Here is a 4,272-nt window from a genome sequence, read left to right on the forward strand (position 1 = left end):
TAATATAATGAGCTGATCGTTTCGCCTGAAAGACCGTCTACAGTAGTAGTAGTTTTTACCTGATTGTCTAGTATGTTCTTTGAAAACAAAGCGTTCTCGGAGGCTGCAAAAACAACAGTAGGAGAGCTCGAAATAGCCTTAATTTCATTGTAAGAGAAATAGCCTTGCCACGACAAATTGTTTTGTGAAAAACTCATCTGAAAGACAACAACTAATATGAAACTAAAAAATCCTTTTTTCATTGGTGATAAAGCTATAGAAAAACAAAGATACTACAATCGAAAGTATTGGTTTTTGGTTGTTACCAAAATAAAAAAAGCCTTCTAACCGTAAACGGCAGAAGGCTCTTTAAAGTATTTAAAAAAAGAAGATTAAACCACTCCTTGCGCTAGCATAGCATCAGCTACTTTAACGAATCCAGCGATGTTAGCTCCTTTTACGTAGTCAACATATCCTGAAGCATCTTTACCATACTCCACACATGAAGCGTGAATAGCAAGCATAATTCCTTTTAATTTTTCATCAACTTCTTCAGCTGACCAGCTTAATCTCAAAGAGTTTTGAGACATTTCAAGACCTGAAGTTGCTACTCCACCAGCATTAGATGCTTTTCCTGGAGCGAATAATAATTTAGCATTTTGGAAAACAATAACTGCTTCTGGAGTTGTAGGCATGTTAGCTCCTTCAGCAACACAGATACAACCGTTAGCCACAAGTGCTTTAGCTTCGTCTTCGTTCAACTCATTTTGAGTTGCGCAAGGCAATGCAATATCACATTTTACTTCCCAAGGACGTTTTCCTTCAAAATATTTAGCATTAGGATATTTTTCAACATACTCGCTAATTCTTCCTCTTAATTCGTTTTTAAGCTCCATTACGAAAGCTAATTTGTCAGCATCAATTCCGTCAGCATCGTAGATGTATCCAGCAGAATCCGACATAGTCACAACTTTACCACCTAATTGAGTTGCTTTTTCAGTAGCATATTGCGCAACGTTTCCTGATCCAGAAACTACAACTGTTTTACCTTTGAAAGAATCTCCTTTAGTCTCCAACATACTTTGTGCAAAATAAACTGCTCCGTATCCTGTTGCTTCTGGTCTGATTAATGAACCTCCGAAAGAAATTCCTTTACCAGTTAAAACTCCAGTAAATTCGTTTCTTAATCTTTTGTATTGACCAAACATGTATCCAACTTCTCTTCCTCCAACTCCAATATCTCCCGCAGGAACGTCAGTGTTAGCAACAATGTGTTTAGACAATTCAGTCATGAAGCTTTGGCAAAAACGCATTACTTCATTATCTGATTTTCCTTTAGGATCAAAATCAGCTCCACCTTTACCACCACCCATTGGCAATGTAGTTAAACTATTTTTGAACGTTTGCTCAAAAGCAAGGAATTTCAAAATACTTAAGTTTACAGATGGGTGAAAACGAAGTCCTCCTTTGTAAGGTCCGATAGCCGAGTTCATTTGAATACGGTATCCTCTATTTACTTGTGTTTGTCCTTTGTCATCAATCCAAGCTACTCTAAACATGATAATACGGTCAGATTCAACCATACGCTCTAAAAGCATTTTGTTTTGGTATTTTTTATTTTCTTCTATAAAAGGAATTACAGTTTCAGCAACTTCTAGTACTGCCTGTAAAAATTCTGGCTCAGTTGGGTTTTTCTTAGTAACCTCTGCGATGAAAGCGTTTATACTTTGTGACATGATTCTTAGATTATTAACGTTTAAGAAAACGTTTTCGTTAGATAGGACAAAGATACATCTTAAAAAATATTTTTTGATAATTATTTGATTATAGTCAACAGAATTACCTTTTCGCTAAACAATCGTTAACATTAGTAGTTTAAAAATGATAGTTTAGAGAAAATCCTTGCTATTTTCATAAGTAAACAAGTATTTAATTAGTTATTTTTAATTTTTCTTTTTAATAATCAATGGCGCCTTTTTTGTATCTTTGTCATGATAATAAATGAAGATTCTGCATGCAAAAACTACTGTATCTAAGCATACTATTTAGTATTGGCTTTTCAAAAAGTTCCTATGCTCAAAAAACTCTTGCTCATGAAATAGGTATTATTGCGGGTCCAGTAGAGCTTCGCTCCGATTACGGAGCTCGAAATGACATTGGAAATAACTTTAAAAACTCTGGTTTTGGAGTGGGACTTATACACTTCTTGAATTTTTCTTACAACCAACGCACCTTTAGCGAGGATACTTATTTTAAAGAACATTTTAAAATTAGAACAGAATTATCATATAGTAAATCAGAATTACAGCACTTTGGCAAATATGTTGAAGGAAACCCAAATTCCTTAGGTGTTCAACAGTTGAAAGGAATGTTTGGAAAAACGCAACTTTTGAATTTTGGGATGCAATTAGAATATAATTTTATCAATATTCATGATTTCGAAAGAAACTACCGCACTTTTAATCCTTTTGTAAGTTTTGGTGCTCAAATTAGTGGCTATAAAACCGAGGCGAATTCGTCTTTAGGACCGTTGGGAACAGTTGCGGCTACATTTCCAAAATATTTAACTCCCTCAGATGGACATCCCTTTGGTTTTTCTACAGAGAAAGGAAAAACATTCTCACTAGTATCAAGTGTAGGTACAAGGTATAAACTTACGCCCATGTCTGACTTAATGATTGACTTACGATTTCAATACTTTGATACTGATTGGATTGACGGGCTGAATCCAAACAGGAATATTTATAAAGAAAATAAAACAAACGATTGGTTATTATGGCTTAATGTAGGGTATATTTATTATCTCGATAATTAAAACAGCAGCTATAAACATTTTTTAAAACCCCATTTGAAGCCTGAATTAGAACTAAGATTTTTTTTAATAGTACCTAGCTTAAAGCTTGCGCCAAATCTTCAAGTAAATCCTCAATATCTTCCACGCCAACGCTTAAGCGAACTAAATCATCCGTAATTCCTACGGCCAATCTTTTATGTTCAGGGATTGATGCGTGCGTCATCAATGCCGGATGATTGGCTAAGGATTCGACTCCACCCAAGGATTCTGCTAAAGTGAAAAGCTGTAATTTTTCTAGAAAACTGATCGCGTCTTGCTTGGCTCCTGAAACAAAATTAAAAGAGACCATTCCGCCAAAAGCACTCATTTGCTTTTTAGCAATTTCGTGAAAGGGATGTGTTACTAAACCCGGGAAATAGACTGTTTTTACTTTAGGATGTTCGTTCAAGTAAGCAGCTACTTTTTCGCCATTTTCGCAATGCCTTTGCATTCGCAAATGCAGGGTTTTGATTCCGCGTAGAACTAAAAAACTATCCATTGGTCCCAAAGTAGCTCCTGTAGCAAATTGCTGAAAGTGCAGTTGCTTGCCTAGCTCAGCTGATTTAGTGATCAATGCCCCTGCAATAACATCCGAATGTCCTGCAAGGTATTTAGTGGCAGAGTGCATAACGACATCAGCACCTAAATCAAGTGGCCTTTGTAAATAGGGTGAAGCAAATGTATTATCGACCGCCAAGAGTATAGTATTGGCAGCCGTAATTTTTGCAATTGCTGCAATATCGGCTAATTTCATTAACGGATTGGTGGGTGTTTCGACCCAAATCATTTTAGTGTTTTCGTTTAATACCGCTGTGATATTGTCTAAATTATCCATATCGACATAGTGAAACTTAATCCCTGAATTCTGATAGATTTGAGTGAACATGCGGTAGGTCCCTCCGTATAAATCATCCATGGTTATAATTTCGTCACCTGCTTTAAACGAACGCATCAAGCAATCAGTAGCGGCTAAACCTGACGAAAAAGCCAGACCTCTTGCCCCGTTTTCAATGCTTGCTAGTGCTTCCTCGAGCGCTGATCTCGTGGGATTCGCGGACCTGCTGTACCCATAATCTCCTACGGGTTGCCCTGGACTGGTTTGTGCATAAGTGGTTGTTTGAAAAACAGGGGGCATTACAGCACCAGTTGAAGGATCGTGCTTTTGGCCACCGTGAATCGCTTTAGTATTGAATTTCATAGCTGTGCGTATATTGTAGTATTAGATCTATTTTTTATTAGATTTCTAATGCTAGTTTTAAAGGGTTTATTCCTCTTACAAAGATCAAAAGAAAAACAAATCGTGTTTATCATCACTAATCCTAGCCCTGATTGTCGTGGAATCCCACTGAGTTAAAGGCTATTTTTTTCTAGTAGCTTAGAGCGACCAGCGGAAGCTCCTAAGCTGCTATTGAAAAAAAAGCATTTAGCGAAAGTGGTTGTAACAAAAGCAGGAAATAGCT

The 4,272-nt window shown here is 36.7% G+C and carries 3 protein-coding genes and 1 pseudogene; 1 reads left to right on the forward strand and 3 read right to left on the reverse strand.

The features are described 5' to 3' along the window. A pseudogene (locus P8M54_RS07440) lies at positions 1–242 on the reverse strand (ABC transporter substrate-binding protein); the annotation flags it as partial. A 129-nt stretch (positions 243–371) separates the two neighbouring features. Next, a complete protein-coding gene (gene gdhA / locus P8M54_RS07445; RefSeq protein WP_300286787.1) occupies positions 372–1,715 on the reverse strand; it encodes an NADP-specific glutamate dehydrogenase in 1,344 nt (447 codons plus the stop codon). A gap of 278 nt (positions 1,716–1,993) precedes the next feature. Here gdhA and P8M54_RS07450 point away from each other — a divergent pair, with 278 nt between their 5' ends. Then, the gene (locus P8M54_RS07450; RefSeq protein WP_300286789.1) at positions 1,994–2,794 is read left to right on the forward strand and encodes a glutamate dehydrogenase; all 801 of its coding nucleotides are present in this window, start codon (positions 1,994–1,996) and stop codon (positions 2,792–2,794) included. Between the two features lie 73 nt (positions 2,795–2,867). Here P8M54_RS07450 and P8M54_RS07455 read toward each other — a convergent pair whose 3' ends face one another. Further along, positions 2,868–4,010, reverse strand: coding sequence for a cystathionine gamma-synthase (locus P8M54_RS07455; protein WP_300286791.1), 1,143 nt, complete (start codon positions 4,008–4,010; stop codon positions 2,868–2,870). Positions 4,011–4,272 lie beyond the last annotated feature (262 nt).

Origin of the sequence: Flavobacterium sp. (assembly GCF_029242675.1) — a bacterium.
Classification (GTDB): domain Bacteria; phylum Bacteroidota; class Bacteroidia; order Flavobacteriales; family Flavobacteriaceae; genus Flavobacterium.

What these genes read in the sequence shown, in the direction of transcription:
- gdhA (WP_300286787.1), bottom strand. Translation starts at nt 1,715, where the DNA reads ATGTCACAAAGTATAAACGCTTTCATCGCAGAGGTTACTAAGAAAAAC.
- P8M54_RS07450 (WP_300286789.1), top strand. Translation starts at nt 1,994, where the DNA reads ATGCAAAAACTACTGTATCTAAGCATACTATTTAGTATTGGCTTTTCA.
- P8M54_RS07455 (WP_300286791.1), bottom strand. Translation starts at nt 4,010, where the DNA reads ATGAAATTCAATACTAAAGCGATTCACGGTGGCCAAAAGCACGATCCT.